20 protein-coding genes and 1 riboswitch are annotated in these 26,723 nt (G+C 36.9%); of the genes, 15 read left to right on the top strand and 5 right to left on the bottom strand.

Annotation, left to right across the window (positions count from 1 at the left end; all coding sequences use genetic code 11):
• The first annotated feature begins 204 nt into the window (after nucleotides 1-204).
• A complete protein-coding gene (locus JM172_RS04575) occupies nucleotides 205-870 on the top strand; it encodes a site-2 protease family protein (protein ID WP_214480913.1) in 666 nt (221 codons plus the stop codon).
• A gap of 78 nt (nucleotides 871-948) precedes the next feature.
• The gene (locus JM172_RS04570) at nucleotides 949-1,464 is read left to right on the top strand and encodes a YwhD family protein (protein ID WP_214480912.1); all 516 of its coding nucleotides are present in this window, start codon (nucleotides 949-951) and stop codon (nucleotides 1,462-1,464) included.
• A gap of 377 nt (nucleotides 1,465-1,841) precedes the next feature.
• Here JM172_RS04570 and JM172_RS04565 read toward each other — a convergent pair whose 3' ends face one another.
• On the bottom strand, nucleotides 1,842-3,908 hold the full coding sequence (locus tag JM172_RS04565; protein ID WP_214480911.1) for a transglycosylase domain-containing protein: 2,067 nt from the start codon (nucleotides 3,906-3,908) through the stop codon (nucleotides 1,842-1,844).
• A 289-nt stretch (nucleotides 3,909-4,197) separates the two neighbouring features.
• On the opposite strand from JM172_RS04565, the gene speE reads away from it, so the two are divergent.
• The 4 genes from speE (at nucleotide 4,198) to argS (ending at nucleotide 8,491) form a co-directional block, all read left to right on the top strand.
• Nucleotides 4,198-5,025, top strand: coding sequence for a polyamine aminopropyltransferase (gene speE / locus JM172_RS04560; RefSeq protein WP_214480910.1), 828 nt, complete (start codon nucleotides 4,198-4,200; stop codon nucleotides 5,023-5,025).
• Nucleotides 5,026-5,064: 39 nt separating this feature from the next.
• A complete protein-coding gene (gene speB / locus JM172_RS04555; protein WP_214480909.1) occupies nucleotides 5,065-5,940 on the top strand; it encodes an agmatinase in 876 nt (291 codons plus the stop codon).
• Nucleotides 5,941-6,377: 437 nt separating this feature from the next.
• Nucleotides 6,378-6,824 carry a YwiB family protein gene (locus JM172_RS04550; protein WP_214480908.1) on the top strand — a complete coding sequence of 149 codons (447 nt, stop codon included), beginning with the start codon at nucleotides 6,378-6,380 and terminating at the stop codon, nucleotides 6,822-6,824.
• Nucleotides 6,821-8,491, top strand: coding sequence for an arginine--tRNA ligase (gene argS, locus JM172_RS04545; protein ID WP_214480907.1), 1,671 nt, complete (start codon nucleotides 6,821-6,823; stop codon nucleotides 8,489-8,491). Before JM172_RS04550 ends, argS begins: the two co-directional genes overlap by 4 nt.
• A 734-nt stretch (nucleotides 8,492-9,225) precedes the next feature.
• On the opposite strand, the gene JM172_RS04540 is transcribed toward argS, so the two are convergent.
• Both JM172_RS04540 and cls read right to left on the bottom strand, forming a co-directional pair.
• Nucleotides 9,226-9,363 carry a hypothetical protein gene (locus JM172_RS04540; protein ID WP_214480906.1) on the bottom strand — a complete coding sequence of 46 codons (138 nt, stop codon included), beginning with the start codon at nucleotides 9,361-9,363 and terminating at the stop codon, nucleotides 9,226-9,228.
• Between the two features lie 64 nt (nucleotides 9,364-9,427).
• Nucleotides 9,428-10,630: a cardiolipin synthase gene (gene cls / locus JM172_RS04535; RefSeq protein ID WP_214480905.1), complete on the bottom strand. Its 1,203-nt coding sequence runs from the start codon at nucleotides 10,628-10,630 to the stop codon at nucleotides 9,428-9,430.
• A 184-nt stretch (nucleotides 10,631-10,814) separates the two neighbouring features.
• Between cls and JM172_RS04530 the strand changes: the two genes are divergently transcribed.
• From JM172_RS04530 to JM172_RS04490, 9 genes are all read left to right on the top strand, one after another.
• Nucleotides 10,815-12,932 (top strand): (Fe-S)-binding protein, encoded by a 2,118-nt coding sequence (locus tag JM172_RS04530; protein WP_214480904.1) that lies wholly within the window; start codon nucleotides 10,815-10,817, stop codon nucleotides 12,930-12,932.
• Nucleotides 12,933-13,616: 684 nt separating this feature from the next.
• Nucleotides 13,617-14,798: an acetyl-CoA C-acetyltransferase gene (locus JM172_RS04525; protein WP_214480903.1), complete on the top strand. Its 1,182-nt coding sequence runs from the start codon at nucleotides 13,617-13,619 to the stop codon at nucleotides 14,796-14,798.
• 46 nt (nucleotides 14,799-14,844) lie between these two features.
• Complete coding sequence (locus JM172_RS04520) at nucleotides 14,845-15,696, top strand: 3-hydroxybutyryl-CoA dehydrogenase (RefSeq protein ID WP_214480902.1); 852 nt, start codon at nucleotides 14,845-14,847, stop codon at nucleotides 15,694-15,696.
• Nucleotides 15,697-15,719: 23 nt separating this feature from the next.
• Nucleotides 15,720-16,853 carry an acyl-CoA dehydrogenase gene (locus tag JM172_RS04515; protein ID WP_214480901.1) on the top strand — a complete coding sequence of 378 codons (1,134 nt, stop codon included), beginning with the start codon at nucleotides 15,720-15,722 and terminating at the stop codon, nucleotides 16,851-16,853.
• Nucleotides 16,854-16,886: 33 nt separating this feature from the next.
• A complete protein-coding gene (locus JM172_RS04510; RefSeq protein ID WP_214480900.1) occupies nucleotides 16,887-18,026 on the top strand; it encodes an acyl-CoA dehydrogenase in 1,140 nt (379 codons plus the stop codon).
• Between the two features lie 153 nt (nucleotides 18,027-18,179).
• On the top strand, nucleotides 18,180-18,815 hold the full coding sequence (locus JM172_RS04505; protein ID WP_214480899.1) for a TetR/AcrR family transcriptional regulator: 636 nt from the start codon (nucleotides 18,180-18,182) through the stop codon (nucleotides 18,813-18,815).
• Complete coding sequence (gene icmF, locus JM172_RS04500; RefSeq protein ID WP_214480898.1) at nucleotides 18,805-22,062, top strand: fused isobutyryl-CoA mutase/GTPase IcmF; 3,258 nt, start codon at nucleotides 18,805-18,807, stop codon at nucleotides 22,060-22,062. The genes JM172_RS04505 and icmF overlap by 11 nt, the downstream gene beginning before the upstream one ends.
• 561 nt (nucleotides 22,063-22,623) lie before the next feature.
• A complete protein-coding gene (rpoE, locus tag JM172_RS04495) occupies nucleotides 22,624-23,130 on the top strand; it encodes a DNA-directed RNA polymerase subunit delta (protein ID WP_214480897.1) in 507 nt (168 codons plus the stop codon).
• A gap of 313 nt (nucleotides 23,131-23,443) precedes the next feature.
• On the top strand, nucleotides 23,444-25,045 hold the full coding sequence (locus JM172_RS04490) for a CTP synthase (protein ID WP_214480896.1): 1,602 nt from the start codon (nucleotides 23,444-23,446) through the stop codon (nucleotides 25,043-25,045).
• Nucleotides 25,046-25,362: 317 nt separating this feature from the next.
• Here JM172_RS04490 and JM172_RS04485 read toward each other — a convergent pair whose 3' ends face one another.
• On the bottom strand, nucleotides 25,363-25,527 hold the full coding sequence (locus JM172_RS04485; protein ID WP_214480895.1) for an anti-repressor SinI family protein: 165 nt from the start codon (nucleotides 25,525-25,527) through the stop codon (nucleotides 25,363-25,365).
• Nucleotides 25,528-25,550: 23 nt separating this feature from the next.
• A riboswitch (cyclic di-GMP riboswitch) is annotated at nucleotides 25,551-25,679 on the bottom strand.
• Nucleotides 25,680-25,901: 222 nt separating this feature from the next.
• Nucleotides 25,902-26,435: a DUF2529 family protein gene (locus JM172_RS04480; RefSeq protein WP_214480894.1), complete on the bottom strand. Its 534-nt coding sequence runs from the start codon at nucleotides 26,433-26,435 to the stop codon at nucleotides 25,902-25,904.
• Nucleotides 26,436-26,723 lie beyond the last annotated feature (288 nt).

The following is a 26,723-nucleotide window of genomic DNA, read 5'->3' as shown; positions in this document are numbered from 1 at the left end:
TGGAATGTTAAGACCGTTTCGACATTCTTTTGCCCTATCCTTGGGTTCACTTTTGCTTAACGCTCTATGTACAAAATACACTTATGTATTATCTCCGCTTTTCGTTTTAATTCTACCACGTTTAATTTAACAATTCGAATTTTCATAGTCAATTGTGTATACTATTATTGCATATATAAAAAGTGAACAAAAAGGAGAAACATAGTGAGCAATTTTTTAGCATTTCCTATTGAACAAATCCCATATGTAGTGATTGCTTTAGTAATAGCATTTACCTTACACGAATTTGCTCATGCTTATGTCGCATATAAATTTGGTGACATGACAGCAAAAAATCAAGGTAGACTTACACTTTCACCACTTTCACATTTGGATCCAATAGGAACTTTATTAATATTTATTGCAGGTTTTGGCTGGGCTAAACCAGTACCCGTTAATCGTTACTTCTTTAAAAATCCTCGTTTGGCTGGTGTTTTAGTATCAATAGCTGGACCTTTAAGTAATTTGGTAATAGCTTTTGTTGGGCTATTCATTTTGAATGCTATGGTTCATTTTGGGATCATTGGCCTTTTACCAATAGGGTTTGGTGACAGCTTATATTCGTTTTTTATTATACTAATAAATTTAAATGTTCTTCTATTCGTATTTAACTTGTTACCATTTCCACCACTTGATGGGTATCGCGTCATTGAAGACTTATCACCACCTGATATTCGGGCAAAATTGACACAGTATGAAAACTATGGAGCTCTCATTTTTTTAATATTAGTCATAACACCTTTAGACAGATATACAATTCAACCGATTTTTAATACGTTTATTCCTTTTGTTAATAACATACTAGCAACCATAATGAATATTATATTTTAGTGTATTTTGTAAGGCATGTTACTACAGTGTAATGAAGTAACTTCAATATAGCAGTTTCGCAAAGGAGGAAGATATGGTATGGAAAAAGATAACAAGAAAAAAGTTGGGTTTACAATTATAAAAAAAAGTGATTCGACAGATGGCCATGGTGGGTTTGGAGTAGGTGTTTTAAGCTTAGATAATATATCACCTGTTATTATTGATGTAGAAGAAAAATCTGCTGTTGTTGATATCGGTGCAATGCATGCGCGTAGTGATGTAGAAAGAGGGATAAAATTTCTACCAAACAGAGATGAAGTACCTAATGGGAAATCATATTGGCTCGTTTGGGTTACGATAGAACAGAATCAGGAAGGACCGTTTTATACAGGTGTAACTGCATGTGAAATGACTGTTGATCGTGACATACGTCGTGGTTATAAATCGCTTCCTGAACATGTAAATAATATGGATAGATCGCTTAAGCGCCAGATTATCGTTGAACATATGGATGTATCTTCAAAGCAAGTGCTAGCAGAATTTTTACAAGAGCATAATATTGATATGTGGAATAGATCTGGTGAGCAGCTAAAGAAAGACCTACAATCATCATAGTGCTATTATATTCTATCGAGTCATCTTAATTTATAATTGTTTTCGTATTAAGAAGTAACACATGCTTCTAGAGTTTGTTGTTTCTTTTTTCTGTTGTAACTTACTTACCACATCTTCTCATCTTGATTAATAAGCGCCAAATTTTATAATGATAAATCTTGATGTTATAAGCGAACCGGAGTAAACTTAGTTTTAATGTTATTCACATGTAAAAACTAGGACAAAAACCCTTAACTATGTATGATTAGTTAAGGGTTTTTTACTTATCTAATGTCATGCTATGCTCGTTTAATGTAATATCATTGAAACCAAACTCTAGCAATTTATGTGTTAATTTTTTTCTAATATGAAAAAACAACAATTAAAGCGAAAACAGCCTAATTAAACCAGTCAATAAACCGTTTAAACCAACCTTTATCCTCAATAGGTGCTTGTTTTTTATCAAGTGGCGGCTTTTGTGAGTGTTCATCACAATATTCCTCTGGCTCAGTCCCTTTAACATAATACATTTGTAAGGTAATAGGACAATCATTTGTGGCTAATTTTCCATTGTCGGGGTTAATGTACACTTTTTTAAGATTTCCGGTTGAGTTTCGAAAAGTGAGCACAGGTTCTTTTGTTAATGATTGTTCCATGAAATTAGCCCATATACGTTTTGAATAAGCCCTTTCATCTACTTTATCAATAGTGTAATCTCTGTCATATCCTGTCCATATGCCAGTTACTATTTGTGGTGAATAACCAATCATCCAGCTATCCGTCTTTGTAGTGCCGGATTTGCCAGCATATAGCCTAGTTAAATCATTTTGAATAATGCTACCTGTTACGTTCGTGTAATCGTTTAATTTCTCATCAAACATTCCTTTCATTAACTGCGTCGTAACAAATGCTAGGTCCGGATCAAGAACTTGTTCAGGTGATGGAGCCTCTTCAAAAATAATATTACCATGATGATCAATAACCTTTGTGATGTACGTAGGGTGTATCTGTTTTCCATTGTTAGCAATAGTAGCATACGCTTGTACCATGTCAATCATCCTGACAGGAGAAGTACCGAGAGCTAGTGACGGTACATTGTCTAGTTTACTTGTAATCCCCAATTTCTTAGCAGTTTCTACAAGAATGTTATTCCCTAAATATAAATTAGTTTTTACTGCATATACATTATCGGACAAAGCCATTGCTTGTGCTAATGTAATCGTATCATCTGCGTAATAATTATTATAATTATGAGGTGTGTAAGTCGCTCTACCTTCATCAAAGATAAAGGTTGTTTGTTCACTTCGTAACTTTGTTGAGGCAGTAAAACCTTTTTCTAATGCAGCATAATATAAAAAAGGTTTAAAAGTTGACCCTGGCTGCCTTTCTGCTTGAACAGCCCGATTAAAGGGACTTTCATCATAATCTCTTCCTCCAACCAATGCTTTTACTTCACCGGTATATTGATCCAAAGCTACGAAACTGACTTGTATATCAGATGAAGGATTAATGGTGTTAGAAATTGATTCTTCAGCTAATTTTTGCAGCTCTATATCAAGTGTTGTATACACGTGAAGTCCGCCCATTTCAATAATCCGTTCATCGATGTTTAGTTTGTTCACTAATTCATTCTTCACAATGTCCTGGAAATAGAGCCCTACTTCTTCATGCTTAACCTTTTGCTGTTCGATATATTGTAATTCTTGCTCATAGGCTTTGCTTGCTTCATTTTCTGTAATGTAGTTGTTATTAACCATAGCATTTAATATCGTCCATTGCCGATCTTTTGCTTTTTCTTCGTTAATAAGTGGTGAATAATGTGAGGGTCCTTTTGGAACCCCAGCTAACATACTTGCTTCACTTAACATTAAATCGTTAGCTGACTTTCCAAAATAGTATTGAGCAGCTGCTTCAATTCCATAAGTCCCATGCCCATAATATATCGTATTTAAATAACCTTCTAAAATGTCATTTTTGCTATAGTTCATTTCTAAACGTATGGTATAAAGTGCTTCATCGAATTTTCTTCTCCAAGTTTTATCATGCTCTAAAAATAAGTTTCTCGCATATTGTTGTGTAATTGTACTTGCTCCCTGAACCTTTGCTAAGGCTTTTATATCTGCTAACGCAGCACCTGCAATTCGCTTAAAATCAAATCCAGGGTGTGAAAAAAAACTTTGATCTTCTATCGCAATCGTTGCTGCGATTAAAGAAGGAGAAATATGATCAAGTGAAATCCAGTATCGCTTTTCTTTGCTATGGCTTTCTCCGATGATGACATCGTCATTTGCATAGTAAATTGTAGATTGCGGTACAGTTAACGGTGGGGCACCTTTAACGGTTGCATACGTAAAAAGAGAAATTAAAGTTACCGACATGAAGATTAGTAGTATAAGAGTAACAAAAATAAGAGCTCTAAAATATTTAAGTGCTTTTTTAAATCGTTGATTTGTGATGATTTCCAATACCAATCACCTCATCTTTCTATCACAAGAACAGTATGGGGTGGATTTTTCTTTTTTATACCTTGCTAAAAAATTTGCTTGCAATTTTGCTAGATTCATCTATACTTTTTTTAGCTAATATCTTGCTGACGGTATCAAGTACCTTATAAGATTTGAATGACAACATTCCACCGTTACTCGCAAGGTGTGAGCAACGGTGGAATTGCGCGTTGTGCTTTTCTTATTTACATTTCCTGATCATGTTTGGGAAAACTAATAGAAGCTTAAAGATAGAAAGGAAGAGGAATAAATGGAACTATGGTTTACAGAAAAACAAACTGAGAGTTATGGAATAACAGCGAAAATTAAGCGTACTTTACATACAGAGCAAACTGACTTTCAAAAATTAGATATGAACGAAACTGAACAATTTGGAAATATGCTCGTTCTTGATGGCATGGTTATGACAACTGAAAAGGACGAATTTGTTTATCATGAAATGGTTGCCCATGTACCGTTATTTTCTCACCCTAATCCAGAAAATGTACTAGTTGTAGGCGGTGGAGATGGAGGGGTAATCCGTGAAGTTCTTAAGCACCCAAGTGTAAAAAAAGTCACTTTAGTGGAAATAGATGGTAAAGTTATTGAGTATTCAAAGAAATACTTACCGAGCATTGCGAGCCACTTTGACAATCCACGAGTAGAAGTCATAGTCGGTGATGGCTTCATGCATATTGCCGAAAGTGAAAATGAGTATGATGTTATTATGGTAGACTCAACTGAACCAGTTGGACCTGCAGTCAATCTATTTTCAAAGGGTTTTTATGCAGGGATTTCAAAAGCCTTAAAAGAGGATGGGATCTTTGTTGCTCAGACAGATAATCCATGGTTTAAGCCAGAATTAATTGCAACTGTACAAAAAGATGTGAAAGAAATTTTCCCACTAACTCGTCTATATACTGCAAATATACCGACATATCCAAGCGGTCTATGGACATTTACATTAGGTTCAAAGAAATATGATCCACTTCAAGTAGAAGATGGTAGATTTCATGATATTGATACGAAATATTATACGCAAGAGCTTCATAAAGCAGCTTTTGTCCTTCCGAAATTTGTTAGTGACTTAACGAAGTAGTTTACAATAATGAAGTATCTTTAGAATGGGGGAAGCAAAATGCGTTTTGATGAAGCTTATTCAGGAAATGTTTTTATTAACAGCCATCCACTAGTCGAAGAAAGTGATGCTGTGATCTATGGAATGCCAATGGACTGGACAGTTAGCTTCCGACCAGGATCAAGATTTGGTCCTGCTCGTATTCGTGAAGTGTCACTTGGGCTAGAGGAGTATAGTCCGTATGTAGATAGGCATTTAGATGAAGTGAAATATTACGATGCTGGAGACATTCCACTTCCATTCGGAAATCCCGCGAGAAGTCTAGAAATGATTGAAGAATTTGTAACGAAAGTACTACAAGCTAATAAGTTTCCACTTGGATTAGGTGGCGAGCATCTTGTTTCGTGGCCGGTTTTTAAAGCGATGTACAACAAATATCAGGATATGGCAATTATTCATATAGATGCACATGCTGATTTACGAGAAGAATATGAAGGTGAGCCTTTATCACATTCAACTCCAATTCGAAAAGCATGTGAACTGATTGGGGCAGAAAATGTGTATTCTTTCGGCATTCGTTCAGGAATGAAGGAAGAATTCCAATTTGCAAAGGATTCAGGCATGTATATGGCTAAATTTGATGTGGTTGAGCCTTTGAAAGAAGTATTACCTAAACTTGCTGGTCGGAATGTATATGTAACGATAGATATTGACGTCTTAGACCCTGCCCATGCTCCTGGAACAGGTACTGCTGAAGCGGGAGGAATTACTTCAAAAGAGCTATTGGATGCCATTACACTTATTTCTAATTCTAAGCTAAATATTATAGGCGCTGATCTAGTAGAGGTAGCACCTGCGTATGATCCAACTGAACAAACACAAATTGCTGCTAGTAAATTCGTGCGTGAAATTTTACTCGGTTGGGTAAAGAAGTAATGTTTCAAAGACAGTAATTACGTATCCTGCGCTTTGATGTTATTGAATTTAAATCCATTCAAAATTTGTGTAAAGACTGAACTATTTGTTAAAAAAGTTCAGTTTTTTCTTTAATAGCGAAATGAGTTCGGACAGTAAAGTCTTTATTTTGGACAGTAAAGCGCCGAGTATGGACAATAAACGACTCAATTTGAACAGTAAGAGGTATAATTCGGCTAATAAAAGCGCTCAAGTTTACTATAGTAAGTCAATGATCTGGTATTAACTACTAATTTGAAATGGTAACATTAAGATTAACTGGAAAAGTTGATAATGGAAATTGAACAATCGGATAGAAACAGCAAATCCGAGTGAAAACTAGCAAATGTATTTGAACTTTTTTTTAAGAATCATTATACTATTTAAGTCAATAACGTACGTTTGAGGAAGTGTATATTTTGGTTCAATCAGATGGAAAAGGTATTCCAATTAAAGTTAATTTTGTTTCTGAAATAAAAGATGGCTCAAAAAGCGATCGTGTTGCTTTTACGACAAATGGTTTATACTACATAAAAGGAAAAACTACATATTTGTCTTTTAATGAAAGTGAAGCACCACATGAAATTAAAACGATTGTTAAAATAAATGAACATGGTGATGTGCTGATTATGCGTAAAGGTGCCGTATCAATGAAGCAGTATTTTCAGCAACATAAGGAAACATACGGAAAGTATCGAAATGAAATTGGCTTATTTGAAATGGTTACTACAACTGAACAAATAAAGTACGAGTGGACTGAAGATAAGAAAAGTGGATACTTGTTGTTAACATATTTGTTACGAATACAAGGAGAATTAGCTGGACGGTACAATGTAACGATACAATTTAGGGAGGAACAAATATGAACATTGTTGAGCAAGTAAAGGATCGATTGAAGGATGAAATATCTGAAGCTGTCGTTAAGGCAGGGTTAGCTACAAGAGAGCAACTTCCAGAGGTTATTCTAGAAATACCTAAAGAGAAGGTACACGGTGATTATTCTACAAATATGGCAATGCAGCTTGCTAGAATCGCTAAAAAAGCTCCTCGAATGATTGCAGAAGAGCTAGTGAATAATTTCGACAAATCAAAGGCATCTATTGAAAAAATTGACATAGCTGGCCCAGGATTTATTAATTTTCACATGAACAACAGCTATTTAACCGAGTTAATTCCAACGATATTAAAGGCTGGTGATTCATATGGAGAGACAAATGTTGGTCGAAAAGAAACCATTCAAGTAGAGTTCGTATCAGCGAATCCAACAGGCGATCTTCATTTAGGTCATGCACGCGGCGCAGCGGTGGGTGATACATTATCTAATGTTTTGGCAAAGGCAGGATATGATGTTAGTAGAGAATATTATATAAATGATGCTGGCAACCAAATCAATAATTTAGCTTACTCTGTAGAAGCACGGTACATGCAGGCACTTGGGATGCAGCAAGACATGCCAGAAGACGGTTATCATGGGGAAGATATTATTGGAATTGGAAAAGAGCTTGCAGAGCAACATGGTGATAAATTTGTTCATATGGATGAAAATGAACGATTTACATATTTTCGCGAGTATGGTTTACAGTTTGAGCTTAGTAAACTGCAAAAGGATCTTGAAGCGTTTAGAGTTTCCTTTGACAAATGGTTCTCAGAAACTTCATTATATGAAAACGGTAAAATTGATACAGCACTTAATGCATTGCGTGAAAATGGACATGTATATGAAGAGGATGGTGCAACATGGTTCCGCTCCACAACTTTTGGTGATGACAAGGATCGCGTGTTAATCAAAAATGATGGCTCATATACGTATCTAACTCCAGATATTGCTTACCATCAAGATAAGTTGGATCGTGGCTTTGAAAAGCTGATTAATATTTGGGGAGCAGATCACCACGGTTATATTCCAAGAATGAAAGCAGCTATACAAGCACTAGGGTATGAAAAAGATACACTTGAAGTAGAAATCATACAAATGGTTAACTTATTTAAAAATGGGGAAAAGGTCAAAATGAGTAAACGTACTGGTAAAGCTGTTACAATGCGAGAGCTCATTGATGAGGTTGGTCTTGACGCAGTTCGTTATTTCTTTGCGATGCGCAGCCCAGATTCACACCTTGATTTTGATCTTGATTTAGCGGTATCAAAGTCTAATGAAAATCCCGTATACTATGCCCAATATGCTCATGCACGAATTTGTAGTATGCTACGTCAAGGTGAGGAGCAAGGCTTATTAATTGATGAAGAAATTGCTTTACAACACATTATATCTGAAAAGGAAATTGACCTTCTCAAAAAGTTAGGGGAATATCCAATAGCTGTAAGTGAAGCAGCACAAAAGCGCATTCCACATCGTATAACAAATTATATTTATGATCTTTCTACAGCATTGCATAGTTTTTATAATGCTGAAAAAGTGATAAACATAGAAAATAAAGAACAAAGTAAAGCTCGCCTTGCGCTTATGAAAGCAGTGCAAATAACTTTACGGAGTGCACTATCTATAGTAGGAGTTTCAGCACCTGAGCAAATGTAGTTTATCGCAAGTGGTCAACGATTTTTATAGTATATTATATTAACGAAAGGATAGTAAAAATACTATCCTTTCGTTTGTTTAGGATTCAGCGTCTTTCTGTTGGGTTGTCTATGGATTCGTACTTTGCAATTTCACATGAAATAAAAAATGATTTAACGCTTATAGAGAATGATCAAGGAGCTTCCGCTGTTCTTTTTGTCCAACTCCATCACCTATCCCCTTGAGTCGCTTCATCATTTCACATGAAGTCAAAAAGCGACTTCTCGTGAATGCTTCCAGCGCTTGTCGGGGATGACCAAGGTGCTTCCGCTTGTATTTTGTCCAGCTCCATCACCTTGCCTCTCGAGTCGTTTCACCTTCTCACCAGAAGACATAAAGCGTCTTTAGTTGAAAAGGTTCCAGCGCTTGTGGAGGCAGTTCAAGTCGGCTGCGCTTTTCTTCCTGTCCAGCTCCGCCTCCTAGTCCCTCGAGGTCACTTCACCATTTCATCCGAAGGCAAAAAACGCCTTCTTATGAAATGCTTCCAGTGCTTGTCGGGACTAAGCAGTCGGCTCCGCTTTTCTTCCTGTCCAGCTCCGCCTCCTAGTCCCTCGAGGTCACTTCACCATTTCATCCGAAGGCGAAAAAGCGCCTTCATATGAAATGACTCCAGTGCTTGTCGGGACTAAGCAGTCGGCTCCGCTTTTCTTCCTGTCCAGCTACAGTGCCTATCCCCTCGAGGTCACTTCACCATTTCATCCGAAGGCAAAAAACGCCTTCTTATGAAATGCTTCCAGTGCTTGTCGGGGATAAACAAGGCACTTTCGCTTTTCTTTCTGTCCAGCTACAGTGCCTATCCCCTCGAGTCGCTTCACCATTTCACATGAAGTCAAAAAGCGACTTCTTGAGAAATGCCTCCAGCGCTTGTCGGGGATAAACAAGGCACTTTCGCTTTTCTTATAAAAAACCATTGATTAATGTTGAAAAAGATTCTTTACCTTGATCTAGTAACGAGCGTTTTGTAAAGTAATCAATTGTTAATGGTTCTGCAAGCTGAATGTCTTTTTTTATTGTCGTCTTCACTTGTTCATTAAATTTCTCATCATAAATAAAGCAGTTGATTTCATGGTTGATAAAAAAACTCCTTTTGTCAAAGTTTGCAGTCCCGATATCACATATGTCATCATCGATTGCTACGACTTTTGCATGATAGAATCCGTTATAAAACCGAAATATATGACAACCAGCAACGAGCAATGGCTTAAAGAATGGATATGCAGCTTCTTTAACAAATGGATGATCAGCTTTCATTGGGACGAGAATATTGATGTTCACTCCTCTCTTTGCTGCAGCAAGTAATTCATTGACAATTTCTTTACCAGGAATAAAGTAGGGGGTCCCTATATAAATTTCTCTTTTAGCTTGTTTTATCATTGTAATGAAAGATTCTTTTAGAAATGCACCATCAGATGGTACGATACGGTGTAATACAATGGAATCATCGTTTAACTTTATCTTCTTTGGTTCGTCTTTAAGCTTTTCTTTTGTTGCCGAATACCAATCTTTATTAAACTGTTTTTGTAAGTCAACAACTCCTTCTCCGATAATTTTTAAATGATAATCACGCCAAAATCCCATTTTAGGATCTCTCCCTAAGTATTCTCTTCCAACGTTAAACCCACCTAGATAGCCAACCTTTCCATCTATAATTGTTATTTTTCGATGATTACGTCTATTTAGTGTATAAAAAAAGAATGGGAACTTAGGGGTGTTGCTATAAGAGAAGGAGATTCCATTTTCACGTAAAGACCGTACAATTTGTTTAGAAACTTTAAAACCACCGAGCCAGTCTACTTGTAAACGAACCTCAACGCCTTCCCTTGCTTTTTGCTTTAATAATGAGAAAAATTCTGAGCTAATCTCATCATTTTTAATAATAAAAAATAGCACATGAATGTGTGTTTCTGCGTTTCTAATGTATTGAAAATAATCATTGAAGAATTCATGACCATTTGTAAACAAAGTTAACTCACCTTGATGTAATGGATATGTTTTATCCGTTACTTTTTTCATATACTTATGTCGTCCAAGTTTTAAATCCAAACGTACCCACATAATTAAGAGTAACAACAAAATTGCTAGAAAAAGAACAAATTTCATTCATTTATCCCTCCATCCAATACATCATTGTGTTATTTTTACCGATTTTAGCTGATTTTATTTTTTGCAAAAAATAATAAGAGTTCATTATTTATATAAAAAATATTGACTGAATGCTCATTCATTATATAATGGAATTATAATATTAGTCAGAAAATTAATTATTTGAGGGGAGATTACTACCGTGGAGAATCTACTAATCATTAATTTAATAGCATTCCTACTTGTAACCGCTTACGGTTTATATTTATTTGCATACCTTGTGAAAACAAGAATTGCGTATATAAAGTTAGGAAAGAAGGTTGAATTTGATAAAAAATATAAAGAACGCCTGAATAAAATATGGGTAAACGTGTTTGGGCAAAAAAAATTATTGAAGGATAAAAAAAGTGGCGTAATTCATGTCATGTTCTTTTATGGTTTTATCCTCGTTCAATTTGGAGCGATTGATTTTATTTGGAAAGGATTAAAGCCAGGTTCTCATTTACCTCTAGGACCTATATATCCTGCGTTTACTTTTTTTCAAGAGCTTGTTACTTTAGTCATTTTAGTTGCCGTTATTTGGGCATTTTATCGCCGTTATATTGAAAAGCTTGTTCGTTTAAAAAGAGGATTTAAGTCAGGTTTAGTGCTTATATTTATCGGTGGCTTAATGCTTTCAGTTCTTCTTGGTAATGGCATGGGGCTAGTATGGCATGGTGAAGAGTTATCGTGGAGTGAGCCAGTTGCTTCGTCGATAGCATACCTTTTTGGAGGGATTGGTGAAACAGCTTCAATCGTTGTCTTTTATGTGTCATGGTGGATTCATTTACTTATTTTATTAACGTTTTTAGTTTACGTACCACAATCTAAGCATGCTCATCTTATTGCAGGTCCTGCCAATGTATTTTTTAATCGTTTATCAAACCCTGGAAAGCTTGAAAAGATCGATTTTGAAGATGAAACGCAAGAAACTTATGGGGTAGGGAAAATTGAAGACTTTACTCAAACACAATTAATTGATTTATACGCATGTGTTGAGTGTGGACGCTGTACGAATATGTGTCCTGCAACAGGGACAGGAAAAATGCTCTCACCGATGGATATCATTTTAAAGCTACGAGATCATTTAACTGATAAGGGAGCAGCTATTACTTCACAAGCTCCTTGGGTGCCAACATTTGCATTTTCAAATACTCAAGGGAATCAATTAGCTGTATCTGGCGCTGGAAAAGGTGTGAATGAATCTGCAGCAGCTGTAGAGCTTGCATATAACCCGAGCTTAATTGGTGATGTCATTACGGAGGAGGAGTTATGGGCATGTACAACGTGTAGGAACTGTGAAGATCAATGTCCTGTAATGAATGAACATGTAGATAAAATTATTGACCTTCGCCGTTATCTAGTTCTTACAGAAGGAAAAATGGATGCAGATGCGCAACGTGCAATGACGAATATCGAGCGACAAGGTAACCCATGGGGATTAAATCGTAAAGAAAAAGACAAATGGCGTGATATTCGTGAAGATGTGAATATCCCAACTGTGAAAGAAATGAAAAAAGCTGGAGAACAGTTTGAATATTTATTATGGGTGGGCTCGATGGGAGCGTTTGATAATCGAAGCCAAAAAATAACTCTTTCATTCGCTAAGCTATTGAATGAAGCGGGAGTAAAATTTGCTATCCTTGGTAACAAAGAGAAAAACTCAGGTGATACGCCAAGACGCTTAGGTAACGAATTTTTATTCCAAGAACTAGCTACGAATAATATTGCTGAGCTACAAAAACATGATGTGAAGAAGATTGTAACAATTGACCCACATGCTTATAATACTTTCAAAAATGAGTATCCAGACTTCGGATTAGAAGCTGAAGTATTCCATCATACTGAGGTATTAGATCAATTAGTAAGAGAAGGGAAGTTAGTACCTAAGCACGAAGTAAAAGAAACAATTACATTCCATGATTCTTGTTATTTAGGTAGATACAATGAAGTGTATGAACCACCTCGTGATATTTTAAAAGCTATCCCTGGTGTGGAGCTTATTGAGATGGAACGCAAGCGCGAAACAGGTATGTGTTGTGGAGCAGGTGGAGGACTGATGTGGATGGAAGAAACGACAGGAAATCGCGTAAATGTGGCTAGAACTGAGCAAGCATTAGCTGTGAATCCAACTGTCATTAGTTCTGGATGTCCATACTGTTTAACGATGTTAAGTGATGGCACGAAGGCGAAGGAAGTTGAAGAGCGTATTGGAACATATGATGTTGCAGAACTTCTAGAAAAATCAGTCATTGGTAGTGCGGAAGAAGTAGCATCTTAAATTTTAGTAACATAAAACAGATAGAAAATTTAGTAAAGTATTTCTATTTTGACTATTTTTCAGTACAATAGAGTTATAAATTAAGGCTCTTTTCGTAAACTTTGTTGCTATTGTTATCAATTTAGTACCACAAAACTGGATTTATATTGTTAGTCATCTTTGTACAGAAAAAAAGATGCCACGAACACTAGTTGAGTACGGTTTATTTCTTAATACGAATAACAACAATTGATTCGAAAACGCCCTAAATCAAAGTTAGTAATCTAGAGGTGTGCTTAAGTACACCTCCTTCAAATGGAGATGAATGAGCGAGCGTTCAGTCAGCTATACAGAGCAGTTCTTTTGGCAAGCATAAGGTGCTGGTACATGTTCTAGCTGTACTGAGTCGCTTCATTCTACACCTCCTAAGTAAAGAATCGGTTCATAAAAGGAATCATAGTTAACGACATGCTACCGTTGCTGACAAGACGTAGGTCGGTTTTAGGTGGTATAGGAGAGAATTGACCTTTACTTATTCGGCTCTTTTCGTAGCTTTGGTACAAATTACGCCAGCAAACCACATTCCATAGGATGGGTATTGTTATTAGCAAGAACAGATGCTTCGGATTCATGTGAAGACAGTTTTTTAATGCAAAAATGAAAACGCTTACTAAATAAACCACAAAATTTATGGAGGGGATTTACATGGGGAAAACAGTTATTTTAAGTGGGGTTCGTACACCTTTTGGAAAGTTTGGAGGCGGTCTAAGTTCTAAAAAAGCTGTTGATTTAGGCGCTATAGCTGTAAAGGAAGCACTAGTACGTGCGAATGTGGAAGCTTCAGATGTAGATGAAGTGATTCTAGGCTCTGTGCTACAAGGGGGACAAGGTCAAATTCCTTCACGCCAAGCTTCTAAATTAGCTGGAATCCCTTGGGAGGTAAAAACTGAAACGATCAATAAAGTTTGTGCATCAGGCTTACGCAGTGTCACTTTAGCTGATCAAATTATTCGTGCTGGAGATGAAGAAGTGATCGTTGCTGGTGGGATGGAATCGATGAGTAATGCACCTTACATGATGCCAAAAGCTCGATGGGGTATGAGAATGGGTGATGCGGATGTCAAAGATTTGATGATTCACGACGGTTTAACATGTAGCTTCACGGGAGTACATATGGGTACATATGGAAATGGGGTAGCTGTAGAATTTGAACTTAGCAGAGGAGAGCAGGATCAATGGGCTTTCAGAAGTCATCAACGCGCTATTTCGGCAATTGAATCAGGTAAGCTTGCTGAAGAAATAGTATCTGTTGAAGTACCTCAACGAAGAGGAGAATCTATCATTGTTGAGCAAGATGAAGCACCTAGAAAAGATACATCTATCGAAAAGTTGTCAACTTTAAAGCCAGTATTTGACCAAACTGGCACGATTACAGCAGGTAATGCTCCAGGCGTTAATGATGGAGCTGGAGCTCTAGTTCTTATGAGTGAAGAGAGGGCACATCGTGAAGGCAGAGAACCTCTTGCAACAATCGTTGGGCATGCAGCTATCGCTGTTGAAGCTAAAGACTTTCCGAAGACACCTGGTTTAGTCATAAATGAAATCCTTCGAAAAACTGGAAAAACAGTGGGCGATATCGATTTATTTGAGATTAATGAAGCATTCGCCGCTGTGGCATTAGCAAGTGGAAAAATAGCATCACTTGACCAAGAAAAAGTGAATGTAAATGGGGGTGCAGTAGCACTTGGGCATCCAATTGGAGCTAGTGGAGCTAGGATTATTATTACACTCATTCATGAGCTAAAGCGTCGTGGAGGTGGTTTAGGAATTGCTGCTATTTGTAGCGGTGGAGGCCAAGGGGATGCAATCATGGTTGAAGTTAAATAAGGTCAATAAATGCTGTTAACTAAGCTTTAGGTATGGGGGTATAGAAATGAATATAAAAAAAGTTATGGTCATTGGAGCAGGACAGATGGGGTCTGGTATTGCTCAAGTATGTGCGACAGCAGGCTTCTCAGTCATACTCAATGATATTAAAGAAGAATTTGTAAATCGCGGCTTAGCTAATATTTCGAAAAATTTATCGAGACAAGTAGAAAAAGACCGTATGTCGTTAGAACAAAAACAAACGATATTAGATCGAATTACTCCTTCAGAGCAATTACAAGATGCAAAAGACATTGATATAGTCATTGAAGCAGCAGTTGAAAATATGAAAGTGAAGACACAAATTTTTGCTGAGCTCGATCAAATTGCTCCTGAACATGCTATTTTAGCAACAAATACATCATCACTTCCAATTACTGAAATAGCTGCAGCAACGAAACGTCCAGAACAAGTGATTGGTATGCATTTTATGAATCCTGTACCAGTTATGAAGTTAGTAGAAATTATTCGTGGTTTAGCTACAAGCGACGAGGTGTACGAAGCGATTGAAGCGATGACACACCAACTGAACAAAACACCTGTAGAAGTCAATGATTTTCCAGGGTTTGTTTCAAATAGAATTCTCATGCCTATGATTAATGAGGCGATTTATACGTTATATGAAGGTGTAGCATCCGAAGAGGCAATTGACCAAGTGATGAAGTTAGGGATGAACCATCCAATGGGCCCCTTAACGCTTGCAGATTTCATTGGTTTAGATACTTGCTTGTACATTATGGAGACATTACACGAAGGGTTTGGTGATGACAAATACCGTCCATGCCCATTATTAAGAAAGTATGTGAAAGCTGGGTGGTTAGGAAAGAAAACTGGCCGTGGCTTTTATGTGTATGAGTAATTAGTGATAAGGGGGAACAGAAAATGAACCTGAATTTTACAGAAGAACAAGAAATGATGCGGAAGATGGTTCAAGATTTTGCACAAGCAGAAATTACCCCGTCCATTGAACAAATGGAGCAAGGAGTATTTCCTCGGCACATCATAAATAAAATGGCGGATCTTGGTCTCATGGGGATTACTATTCCTGAACAATATGGCGGTGCTGCGATGGATTTTACATCGTATATTATTGCCATTCACGAACTGTCTAAAGTAAGTGCTACGGTTGGAGTCATTTTATCTGTGCATACTTCAGTCGGAACAAATCCGATTCTATATTTTGGGAATGAAGAACAAAAACAAAAATATATACCTAAGCTTGCATCAGGGAAATATTTAGGAGCGTTTTGTTTGACTGAACCGAGTGCAGGGTCTGATGCCGCTAGTTTAAAAACGAGAGCAGAAAAGCAAGATGATTATTATATTATAAATGGTTCGAAAATTTTTATTACAAATGGCGGGGAAGCAGACACGTATATCGTATTTGCCCGCACTAATAAAGATCATATAGGCAGTAAGGGGATTTCAGCGTTTATCGTTGACAAAGATACACCTGGTTTAATAATTGGTAAAGATGAACACAAAATGGGTTTATACGGGTCGAGAACAGTCCAGCTTTCTTTTGAAGATATGAAGGTTCCTGCTGAAAACTTGTTAGGTGAAGAAGGTCAAGGATTTAAGATTGCAATGGCAAACCTTGACGTAGGAAGAATTGGCATTGCTGCTCAATCACTAGGAATTGCAGAAGCAGCTTTAGAACATGCAATTGCTTATGCCAAAGAACGACAACAATTTGGTAAGCCGATAGCTGCACAGCAAGGGATCGGATTTAAACTTGCAAATATGGCTACAAATGTTGAAGCTGCAAAACTACTTGTCTATCAAGCTGCATTTTTACGGGAAAATCAGTTGCCATGTAGCAAGGAAGCATCGATTGCTAAGTTGTTCGCTTCCAAAACGGCTATGGAAAATGCAACAGAAGCCATTCAAATATTTGGTGGATATGGATATACGAAGGAGTATCCTGTCGAAAGATTATTTCGTGATGCCAAAGTAACTGAAATTTATGAGGGAACAAGTGAAATACAACGGATTGTAATTAACAAACATTTGTAAACGTTTTCTATTTAATTTAAGGGGGATTTTGATATGCATTTCAAATTATCTGAAGAGCATGAAATGATTCGCAAAATGGTCCGGGACTTTGCAAAAAATGAGGTTGCGCCTACTGCTGCAGAACGTGATGAAGAGGAACGATACGATCATGGTATATTTAAAAAAATGGCAGAGTTAGGTTTGACAGGTATTCCTTGGCCAGAGGAATACGGAGGAATTGGTAGTGACTATTTGGCTTATTGTATCGCGATAGAGGAGCTATCTCGGGTATGTGCTTCTACAGCAGTGACATTATCTGCGCACACATCTTTAGCGGGTTGGCCAATTTTTAAGTTTGGTAATGAAGAGCAAAAACAAAAATACTTAACACCAATGGCGCAAGGAAGTGCGGTAGGTGCTTATGGTTTAACAGAACCAGGATCTGGGTCGGATGCAGGAGGTATGAAAACGACTGCAAGACTTGATGGTGACAGCTATGTACTAAACGGCTCCAAAATTTTCATAACGAATGGTGGAATAGCAGACTATTACGTTGTTTTTGCAGTAACTGATCCTTCTCATAAACATAAAGGCACGAGTGCGTTTATTGTTGAAAAAGATTTCCCAGGGTTTTCTATAGGTAAGAAGGAGAGTAAGCTTGGTATTCGTTCCTCACCAACAACTGAAATTATTTTTGAGGAATGTCGTGTACCTAAGGAGAATTTATTAGGTCAAGAGGGAGAAGGCTTCAAAGTTGCTATGATGACACTTGATGGTGGGCGAAATGGCATTGCTGCGCAAGCAGTTGGTATTGCTCAGGGAGCACTTGATGCGGCGACTGAATATGCAAAGGAAAGGCATCAATTTGGTAAACCGATAGCTGCCCAGCAAGGGATAGGCTTTAAGCTAGCGGATATGGCAACAAGTATTGAAGCAGCTAGATTATTGACTTATCAAGCAGCTTGGTTAGAGTCAGAGGGTTTACCATACGGTAAGGAGTCTGCTATGTCTAAGTTATTTGCAGGAGATGCTGCTATGAATGTGACAACTGAAGCTGTACAAGTATTTGGTGGGTATGGTTATACGAAGGAATATCCAGTTGAACGTTTTATGAGAGATGCAAAAATTACCCAAATATATGAAGGAACACAAGAAATACAACGCCTTGTAATATCACGCATGTTAACGAAATAACTAATTAGGTAACTACAATGTAATGGCATAATACCAATTTATGGTGTGAGTAGATTCATCCTCACACCACCTTTTTAAATAATCGTAGTAGAGGTAGGGTATATACTCTTCAAACGATGCTTTAGATATATCTCGGCTGAAGGTTGTGATTCAATGAATAAACGAGAGGTGCTTGCTTCTGTTAAGGATGAGCAACTCGTTAAAAAGAGACGAAGCCAAATGATTAAAGGAGCAGTAACACTTTTCAAGGCGAAAGGCTTTCATAGGACAACTACAAGAGAGATAGCAAAGGCTTCTGGTTTTAGTATCGGAACTTTATATGAATACATCAGAACGAAGGAGGATGTTCTCTATTTAGTATGTGACAGTATTTATGATGAGGTGCATAACCGCTTAGAAGAAAATATCGATACAAAGCAAGGGACCACTGAAAGCTTAAAACTAGCTATTTCATCTTATTTTAAAGTCATGGATGAAATGCAGGATGAAGTACTCGTTATGTATCAGGAGGCTAAATCACTTTCTAAGGATGCGTTGCCTTATGTGCTAAAAAAAGAAATAGAGATGGTTGGCATGTTTGAAAGTGTTATCAATCGCTGTGTAGAAAACAATGAATTTCATCTAAGTGATAGGGCGATAAAGTTGCTAGCACATAATATCTTTGTGCAAGGCCAAATGTGGGGCTTTCGACGCTGGGCACTTCAGAAATTATATAGTTTAGAGGAGTATATAGAACTTCAGACGGAATTATTACTAAAGGGAATAAGAGGGGGGCACCATGGATACTGAACAAGTATATCGTCCAACAAACCATATTCGTTTTGTGACAGCGTCCAGTTTGTTTGATGGGCACGATGCATCAATCAACATTATGAGACGAATTCTTCAAGCGAGTGGCGCAGAGGTCATTCACCTTGGTCATAACAGATCTGTGGAAGAGGTAGTAAATGCTGCTGTTCAAGAGGACGTTCAAGGTATAGCGATATCTTCTTACCAAGGTGGTCACGTTGAGTATTTTAAGTATATGTACGATTTATTGAAAGAAAAAGGAGCTTCACACATCCGTATATACGGTGGTGGTGGTGGAGTAATCATTCCAAGTGAAATAAAAGAGCTACAAGAGTATGGCGTTGCTGGAATATTTTCTCCTGATGATGGGAGGAACTTAGGGTTACAAGGAATGATTAACAAAATGTTAGCAGAATGTGATTTTCCTACGATGTCGTCTTCGTTAGCGGATGAAGTAGAAGAGGTAAAATCAACAAATAGTAGGTCTATAGCTAAAATGATTACTGCTGCCGAAATAAATGTGAATGAAACTGACGAGTTAGTTTCTACTACTCTAGAACGCATAAAGGATTTAGGACAGCATGTACCAGTTATTGGGATAACTGGTACTGGAGGTGCAGGGAAAAGCTCGTTAACCGATGAGCTTATTCGTCGTTTTATAAATGAAATTCCAAATATAAGAGTGGCTGTTTTATCTATAGATCCTACAAAGCAAAAAACTGGAGGAGCACTTTTAGGAGATCGTATACGCATGAATGCAATTTTTTCTCCTAACGTCTATATGAGAAGTTTAGCTACAAGAGGTTCAAAATCTGAGCTGTCATTAGCTATTCATGACTCAATAGCTATTGTGAAGGCAGCTGGGTTTGATCTTATCATCGTAGAGACGAGTGGAATAGGTCAAGGAGATGCAGAAATATCGGAAATTTGTGATCTTAGCATGTATGTAATGACGAGTGAATTTGGCGCACCTTCACAGTTAGAAAAAATTGATATGATAGATTTTGCAGATATGGTAGTCATTAATAAATTTGAAAGAAAAGGATCTGAGGATGCTAGACGACAAGTGCAAAAGCAATATCAACGCAGTCATATGTTGTATGATCAAGAGCTAGATAAAATGCCAGTTTTTGCTACAATGGCTAGTCAGTTTAATGATCCTGGTACGAATACTTTATTTGTTGCTTTAGTTAACAAAATTAATGAAAAATATAGTACCAATTGGACGACTGATTTGCAAATGGTAACAGATGTTGAAAAGCAGAATATCATTATTCCGAATGATCGACGTCATTACTTAAGAGAAGTTTCTGATACAGTGCGAGACTATCATCAAAAGGCTGAACAGCAAGTGCAAATTGCTCGAAAGCTCTATCAAATTGATGGTGCAATAGCAAGTGTGAAAGAAAAAGAAGGAAATGAGGCTGTTATTTCCTCGTTAACAGCGATTAAAAATGAATTCGATAATATGCTAACGAAGGAATCAAAGGCTATATTAGAAGGTTGGGGCGAACAACAGAAAAAATATTCTTCTAAACAATTTACCTCATTGATTAGGGGGAAAGAAATAGTAACGGAGTTAACTACGAAAAGCTTGTCAGGCTTAGACATACCTAAAATCGCTTTGCCGAAATACGAGGATTTTGGAGAGATTTTACGCTGGGTTTTCAAAGAGAATGTACCTGGGGCATTTCCATATTCAGCTGGCGTATTTCCGTTTAAACGTCAAAATGAAGATCCGAAGCGTCAATTTGCTGGTGAAGGTACACCAGAGCGAACAAATAAAAGGTTCCATTATTTATCAAAGGATGACGCGGCAAAACGGTTAAGTACAGCATTTGATTCAGTTACATTATATGGGGAGGACCCAGATTATCGCCCTGATATTTATGGAAAAGTTGGAGAAAGTGGTGTAAGCATTTGTACGCTTGATGATATGAACAAGCTATATAAAGGTTTTGATCTATGTCACCCTTCCACATCTGTCTCTATGACAATTAATGGCCCTGCTCCAATCATTTTAGCTATGTTTATGAATACTGCAATAAGCCAACAAGTCGAAAGAATTGAACATGAATTATCAAGACAGTTGACAGAACATGAGCTTGAAGAAGTTAAAGTGAAAACATTAGCCAATGTTCGTGGAACTGTTCAAGCAGATATTTTAAAAGAAGACCAAGGTCAAAATACGTGTATATTTTCAACAGAATTTGCTTTACGAATGATGGGAGATATACAAGAGTATTTCATAAATAATAATGTACGAAACTATTATTCTGTTTCAATTTCTGGCTATCATATTGCTGAGGCGGGAGCAAACCCTATTTCACAGCTAGCCTTTACGTTATCCAATGGATTTACGTATGTTGAGTATTATTTGAGTCGTGGTATGAATATTGATGACTTTGCACCAAATCTTTCTTTCTTTTTCAGCAATGGTCTTGACGCTGAGTATACTGTAATTGGTAGAGTTGCTCGCCGTATTTGGGCGACTGTTATGCGTGATAAATATGGAGCAAACGAAAGAAGTCAAAAACTAAAATATCATGTTCAAACTTCAGGGCGTTCATTACATGCCCAAGAAATTGATTTTAATGATATTCGGACTACTTTGCAAGCACTGATGGCACTTCATGATAATTGTAATTCATTACACACTAATGCGTATGACGAAGCGATTACAACTCCAACTGAAGAATCTGTAAGACGTGCAATGGCGATTCAAATGATTATTACGAAAGAACATGGATTAACTAAAAATGAAAATCCAATGCAAGGATCTTTTATTGTAGAGGAACTTACAGATTTAGTTGAAGAAGCTGTTCTACAGGAATTTGATCGTATCAACGATCGAGGTGGCGTGTTAGGTGCGATGGAAACACAATATCAGCGAGGAAAAATCCAAGAAGAATCGATGTATTATGAGATGAAAAAGCATTCTGGAGATTTGCCGATCATTGGTGTAAATACGTACGTGAATCCTAATCCTCCATCTGAAGATGATATTAATAATATGGAGCTAGCTCGAGCCACTAAAGAAGAGAAAGAAACGCAGATTCATAATTTAACAAGCTTCCAAAAGCGGAACGAAAATGTTGTAGATAAAGCGCTGGAAAATTTGAAGTCTACTGCAAAAAACGGAGGAAATATCTTTGAAGAATTAATGACAACCGTAAAAGTAGCAAGTCTAGGCCAAATTACAAAAGCACTCTACGAAGTAGGCGGCCAATACCGCCGTAATATGTAAAAAGAAAAGCGAAAGTGCCTTGTTTATCCCCGACAAGCACTGGAGTCATTACATATAAAGGCGCTTTTTGCCTTTAGGTGAAATGGCGAAGTGACCTCGAGGGGATAGGCACTGTAGCTGGACAGGAAGAAAAGCGGAGCCGACTTGAACTGCCTCGACAAGCGTTGGAACCTTTTCAACTGAAGACGCTTCATGTCTTCTGGTGAAAAGGTGAAACGACTCGAGAGGCAAGGAGGCGGAGCTAGACAAAAAGAAAAGCGAAAGGCGCCCGCTTATCGACGACAAGCATAAGGCGAGCCGGACAGAAGGTTGCTTTTTAACCTTCTCGTCGGTTTGACTTATGACCTCGAGGGAAAGGCGCTGGTCCCTCAACACAAGGAGGTTTATTTTACCTTCAGGTTGTATGGCTGAAGCGCCTTCGAGGGAACTGTCTGTATGACTTTTCGTTCTATTAATTAACATTTTTCACAAATACATAGAATTGAGTAGCATAAAGTGGTTGAATTTGTTTATAATGAATGGTATTACTTAGAGTGGAAGCAATGAAAGGAAGTGTCCCTTTTGAGTTTAAAACAATATTCGTTGGACCAATTAAAAGAAATGTCACTTATTGAGATTGCATTTGACATTTTATCAAGCAGAAAAAAACCTATTATATTTAAAGAGTTAGTAAATGACATTACAGCTTCTCTTCATTTATCCCAAGATGAAATTAACGCAAAAATTTCTCAATTTTATACTGATATAAATATTGATGGGCGGTTTATTTGTGTTGGTGAAAATCTATGGGGATTAAGGTCTTGGTACCCTTATGAAAAAATTGAAGAAGAAGTAACTCCTACGGTAAAATCGAAAAAGAAAAAATCGAAAAAAGCATCTGAAAAAGCTACTAAAAAAGTAGAAGAAGAGAGTTTCGATGACCTTGACGATATTGAAGAAGAAGATATCGAGCTTGATTTAGATGACATTGATGACCTTGATGAGGAATCTGATGATGATCTTGAAGAAGACTTCGATCTTGAAGAAGATGATGAAGATCTTGATTTAGATGACGAGGAAGATTTATAATACGCTTGACTTTTATAATTGAACTAGGTAGAATCTTTTTTGGGCTCTTTAAAAAAGAACTTATCTTAACTATTAAAATATCCTGCTCCCTTACGAATATTCGTAAGAGGGGCATTTTTTATTTTTTAGGATAAGAAATCCATGGTGCTGTGCACTAAAAATGATTATCCCCTGTTATAAAGGTTTTGCCGTTTTATACAATCTAGCGGACCTATTAAGCAAGGGTGAACGACAAGCAATGATACTAAATAGTAATTTTTATCGTGCTTTTTGAACATCCTCATATATATAGGATTTTGAAAGGGGAAAAACAATGACAAAATATATTTTCGTTACTGGCGGAGTTGTATCATCATTAGGGAAAGGTATTACAGCAGCATCATTGGGAAGATTATTAAAAAATAGAGGATTAAATGTAACCATTCAAAAGTTTGATCCATATATTAATGTCGACCCTGGAACGATGAGTCCATATCAACATGGAGAAGTTTTTGTTACTGATGATGGAGCTGAAACAGATTTAGATTTAGGTCATTATGAACGATTTATAGATATAAATTTGAATAAATACAGTAATGTAACAACAGGGAAAATTTATTCAACTGTATTAAAAAAAGAACGACGTGGTGATTATTTAGGTGGAACTGTTCAAGTTATACCACACATCACGAATGAAATTAAAGAACGTGTCTTTAGGGCTGGGCGAGAAACAAACGCTGATGTTGTTATTACAGAAATCGGTGGAACAGTAGGGGACATCGAGTCTTTACCATTCTTAGAAGCTATACGACAAATTAAGAGTGATATCGGAAGAGACAATGTAATGTACATTCATTGTACATTAGTTCCATACCTTAAAGCAGCTGGCGAAATGAAAACAAAGCCTACACAACATAGTGTAAAAGAGCTTCGTAGCTTAGGAATTCAACCTAATGTTATCGTTGTTAGAACAGAAATGCCGATATCTGATGATATGAAAGATAAAATTGCATTGTTCTGCGATATTGATTCGAAGGCTGTTGTAGAAATGCGTGATGCAGATACATTGTATTCTGTACCACTTGCAGTTCAAGAGCAAAAGCTGGATCAAATTACATGTGATCACCTGAAGTTACCTTGTAAACCTGCTGATATGACTGAATGGGAAGAGCTTGTTAATAAGGTGAAAAACCTTTCGAATAAAACAACAATTGCCCTTGTTGGTAAGTATGTTGAATTACAGGATGCATATATATCAGTTGTTGAGGCAATGCGTCATGCAGGTTATGCATTTGATACAGATGTCAATATTAAGTGGATTAATTCAGAACATGTGACGAAAGATAATGTTGTTAATCTACTATCAGAAGCAGATGGTATTTTGGTACCGGGTGGTTTCGGAGACCGTGGTATTGAAGGAAAAATTTTAGCGATTCAGTATGCGCGTGAAAATAAGGTTCCATTTTTAGGAATATGTTTAGGGATGCAATTAGCTTCAGTTGAATTTGCACGTAATGTTGTTGGCTTGCAAGGTGCTCATTCTGCAGAAATAGATCCTGAAACACCGCATCCTGTCATTGATTTATTGCCTGAGCAAAAGGACATTGAGGATTTGGGTGGCACATTAAGATTAGGTCTTTATCCATGTAAATTATCAGATGGAACAAAAGCCTCTGAAGCATATAAAGATGAAGTAATTTATGAACGCCATCGTCACCGCTATGAATTTAATAATCAATATCGCCAAATGCTTGAAGAAAAAGGGTTTGTATTTTCTGGGACAAGTCCTGATGGACGTCTTGTAGAAATAATCGAATTAAAAGATCATCCTTGGTTTGTTGCATCACAATTTCATCCGGAATTTACGTCACGACCAACTAGGCCTCAACGATTATTCCATGACTTCATCCAAGCTTCAATAGTAACAAAAGCGTAGCCGACTGGTAGTTCCGACAAGCGCTGGAAGCATTTCATATGAAGGTGTAATTTGCCTTCGGATGAAATGATGAAGCGACCTCGAGGGACTAGGAGGCGGAGCTGGATAGTAACAAAAGCGTAGCCGACTGGTAGTTCCGACAAGCGCTGGAAGCATATCACCAGAAGGAGCCTTTTGCCTTCTAGTGAAATGATGAAGTATGAGGAATCGAAGCTAGTTATATTCAAGAGTAGATGACTTAATGCCACTTCAGCCTACGTTCATCGAAGAGTTAATGTGAATAAAAAACAAGAAAAGCCTAATGAGGATAAATTCCATTAGGCTTTTATGCATTCTTTTTTCGTATGCAATTCTTTTTGAGGAGATTGATTCTGTTGTAAAAATTCTTTTATTTCTGCAACTGTAAGTTTACTATCTAATGCTTCACATATTAAGTCAACCCATTCACGATCTAAACGAAAATTATTTTTTACACTCTCCATTTTTTCCTCCCTTAGAAAATAATCCAGGTAGCACAGCCATCATTGTTACTTCCTCTTCTCAAAAACTATTTGAATAGTTTTAGGGAGAGGTAAGAAACTTTAGACCTGTAACTTTGCGCCCTTATTTTTCAACAAGTTAGCCATTTACTGGAGGACTATATCAGTTATAAAATTTATAATAAGGTAAGTTTATTACAAAAATTACAAAAAGAGTGTAGAAACCTGTCATGGGTTAAAAAATTTTTTGAATGTGGGTTTGATAAGACTTATCCACACTTCTATTGTTTTTATGAGCAAAAAAATAGTCAAAAAGTCATAAAAACCGACAATGTAATTTTGTCGATAATTCTGAAAGGTATATATTTTGTTAAGATTTAGTATTCATCTAATATCTCTTGCATTGTATAAGCTAGCGCATGATAAGTAAATAAAGCTATCATAGTTGTAGGAAAGCCAAATCGTGTTCCATCGCTATTGGTAATTAAAGGTTTAGCTAACTTCGTATCGATAACAATATCTGCTATGTTAGAGAGTGTAATTTCATCGTTATCTGGTGTTGCGACGTTGCATATTGCAACAGTAGGGATGCCTCTTTTTCTTAATGCTAATGCTATATTAATTGCTGCTTCATCGGTTGAGAATCGCGTGATCAATAGTACTCTATCTGTCTCATTAAGGGAATTGAAGTGATTGATTGAGGGTAGCTCTTTTATGTGTAATAATGGCTCCGCACCAATTGAGGATTCAATTGAAATTGCTTCCATTTCATTCACTCCATGTAGGTATATTGAACCATCACCGAATTTTGCTTGTGCCAATAATCTAGCTCCATCCTCAATTTGGAACTCTTCATTATTAATAATTTTAGTAAATATTCCGCTTAGCTGAGTAGTAAATATCTTTAGCATCTTATGTAAATCCTCCAATGGTTTATAAATCAAGCCAGAAAGTCAAATTGGTAATAAAAACTTTCGAATTAATTACTTATTGCTTTACTTTTCTTTAGCAAGTTTAACTGCAATTGTGCTTAAATACAAATTCCTAAATTGTATCGTTCCAACTATTTAATTCACATAGGTTGCTTTATAATAAGGGATAAACTCAAATACAAAACGAGGGGTTAACAGACCTTTCCTTTACAACTGTTAAAACCCCATAAAAGCTCTTAAATCTAAGCTAATTTAGTAAAAATAGTA

The organism is Bacillus sp. SM2101, from assembly GCF_018588585.1.
GTDB lineage: Bacteria > Bacillota > Bacilli > Bacillales > SM2101 > Nanhaiella > Nanhaiella sioensis.
This window is presented reverse-complemented; position numbering and strand designations above follow the sequence as displayed.

Coding starts and splice junctions, on each gene's coding strand:
- JM172_RS04505 (WP_214480899.1), top strand. CDS start 18,180: ATGAATAAACGAGAGGTGCTTGCTTCTGTTAAGGATGAGCAACTCGTT.
- JM172_RS04510 (WP_214480900.1), top strand. CDS start 16,887: ATGCATTTCAAATTATCTGAAGAGCATGAAATGATTCGCAAAATGGTC.
- cls (WP_214480905.1), bottom strand. CDS start 10,630: ATGAAATTTGTTCTTTTTCTAGCAATTTTGTTGTTACTCTTAATTATG.
- icmF (WP_214480898.1), top strand. CDS start 18,805: ATGGATACTGAACAAGTATATCGTCCAACAAACCATATTCGTTTTGTG.
- JM172_RS04525 (WP_214480903.1), top strand. CDS start 13,617: ATGGGGAAAACAGTTATTTTAAGTGGGGTTCGTACACCTTTTGGAAAG.
- JM172_RS04515 (WP_214480901.1), top strand. CDS start 15,720: ATGAACCTGAATTTTACAGAAGAACAAGAAATGATGCGGAAGATGGTT.
- argS (WP_214480907.1), top strand. CDS start 6,821: ATGAACATTGTTGAGCAAGTAAAGGATCGATTGAAGGATGAAATATCT.
- JM172_RS04480 (WP_214480894.1), bottom strand. CDS start 26,435: ATGCTAAAGATATTTACTACTCAGCTAAGCGGAATATTTACTAAAATT.
- JM172_RS04570 (WP_214480912.1), top strand. CDS start 949: ATGGAAAAAGATAACAAGAAAAAAGTTGGGTTTACAATTATAAAAAAA.
- JM172_RS04520 (WP_214480902.1), top strand. CDS start 14,845: ATGAATATAAAAAAAGTTATGGTCATTGGAGCAGGACAGATGGGGTCT.
- JM172_RS04490 (WP_214480896.1), top strand. CDS start 23,444: ATGACAAAATATATTTTCGTTACTGGCGGAGTTGTATCATCATTAGGG.
- JM172_RS04485 (WP_214480895.1), bottom strand. CDS start 25,527: ATGGAGAGTGTAAAAAATAATTTTCGTTTAGATCGTGAATGGGTTGAC.
- speB (WP_214480909.1), top strand. CDS start 5,065: ATGCGTTTTGATGAAGCTTATTCAGGAAATGTTTTTATTAACAGCCAT.
- speE (WP_214480910.1), top strand. CDS start 4,198: ATGGAACTATGGTTTACAGAAAAACAAACTGAGAGTTATGGAATAACA.